The organism is Solilutibacter silvestris, from assembly GCF_050574925.1.
GTDB classification, from domain to species: domain Bacteria; phylum Pseudomonadota; class Gammaproteobacteria; order Xanthomonadales; family Xanthomonadaceae; genus Solilutibacter; species Solilutibacter silvestris_A.
Genome location: NZ_JBCMOO010000019.1, coordinates 1 through 1,801, shown reverse-complemented (window position 1 = coordinate 1,801; position 1,801 = coordinate 1). Strand labels below are relative to the sequence as shown.

Genomic DNA, 1,801 nt, shown 5'->3' with positions numbered 1-1,801 from the left:
GCGGCGTCGGCTTGAACGAATAGTTAGGGCGCACTGGTGTTGTAAGTGGTAATGGATTGAAGTTGTAAGATACGCGATTAAAACGTTTTTCTTACTACAGGGCCGTAGCTAACCCATCCACCGTCAAAATGAGACAATTCATCATAAACGGTGACGGGGCCATTCGTAGCATCTAGGACCATGCTTACGGTTGAACCTGGGCTACAGAAAGAAGTGTTTCCAGACATTTTGAATTGAATTGGCCTGCTATTTGATGCAGACGCCGCAAGATGCGACCCAAAAGCGTTAATACCGGCTGTGCCGTTGAAGTAGCTCGAACACGAAGTCAGTATGACTCCGTGTATATCTACGACTTGCGATGGCAATCCTCCAATGGTTCCACTTCCAGACACAAGTAGCCATCCCTCTCGTTGGTTGCTTTCTGCGCCACACGCGGTGAATGTGACACCAACTAAGTTGGTTGCAGCATATCCCCAAACATTGCTGTCCGCGCCACAGGCGGTGAAAGTTGAGTAAGTCATGCCGTTCAAAGACCAGCCGATTCCGCCGTTTTCGCTTGCTTCGCAACGATTGACGTTCATTGATGTGTGGTAACCGTCGAATAGAAATCCAATCTGCGAATTTCCCTTTGACCAGCAATCTGAAATTGTGCCCATATAGGTGTTGATGAATCTGAAGCCATGGAAGCCGCAGTTCTGAATGCGGACGTTTTTTATCGTGAAAAAGCTACAGTAGCCGGAGGCGCCGACAGCGTTTCCGCTGCCAACCAAAAGACCGGTGCCGGGGGCGCCATTTATCAGAAGATCCTCAACTCCGAACTGAGCTCCTGCGTTGAACGCCAGACCGGAGGATCCTGTGCCTGCGCCCTGAAAATCTAAAACCGTACATTGTGGGCCGTCCCCGCGGACGATGATGTTGTGGACGCTTCCCGCGGCGTAAGATGTAAAAAAAAGAGTTGACGAGCACTTATATCGTCCAACTGGAAAGTAAAGAACGCCCCCGCGGTAGTCGTTGCTCTGCTGCAAGGAAGAAATGGCCGACTGGATCGCTGCGGTGTCATCGGTTACACCATCGCCGACAGCGCCGAATGCTTTTACATTTGTCCAGATTGATGGTGGTGGTGTCGACTGGGCATAGGTGACGGATGGGCGGGCGACTAACACGCCGCCGACAGCTAGAGGAATTTTGCCTAAGAAATTCCGTCTTTCCATGAATTTATCTCTCTCCTTCGAATGGTAAAGTTTTAATGTATGCACCTTGGCATAAGTGTAAGTAGTTGTGACGTGAGCATAGTGCGCCCTAACACCTGAGTTAAGCCGCGCCGAGAGTGGTGCGGTTTTGGGCTGGCGTAGCGGATAGCCCAAAAACGTGCCACGAAGCGGTGTCGGCTTGAACGATTAGTTAGACCTCACGACGGGCTTTAAGAGCTACATAGATGGCGAGGGTCGTGGCAATTACTGAAATATATATTCCGAATGAAATTTGTCCCCAGACAAATCTAAAGCTAGGGACGTAAAGACATAGGAAAATTAAGGACGTAGTTGCAGCATAGATATTGCTTTTGCGAAGGAGTAGTGCGGTCAATGCGGCCAGAACCCCAGACGCGGAAAATGCAAGACGCCACACAAATGGCGATGCGGAGAAGGTTTCAAAGACAGGGTATTTAGGACTAAGTCCAGCCGCTACCAGAAAGGTGGATAAGCAAATAGTGAAAGCAAACCAAATAAACAGCCAAAAGGCGATCGAACGTGCGGTCGACATGCGTAATAGCTCCCCTGTGAGGTCTAACACCTGAGTTAAG

2 protein-coding genes are annotated in these 1,801 nt (G+C 49.8%); both read right to left on the bottom strand.

The features are described 5' to 3' along the window. Positions 1-77: 77 nt before the first annotated feature. Positions 78-1,256: a glycosyl hydrolase family 28-related protein gene (locus ABE093_RS13570; RefSeq protein ID WP_430761445.1), complete on the bottom strand. Its 1,179-nt coding sequence runs from the start codon at positions 1,254-1,256 to the stop codon at positions 78-80. Between the two features lie 145 nt (positions 1,257-1,401). Further along, on the bottom strand, positions 1,402-1,801 hold a 400-nt coding region (locus ABE093_RS13565), incomplete at its 5' end, for a hypothetical protein (RefSeq protein ID WP_430761444.1).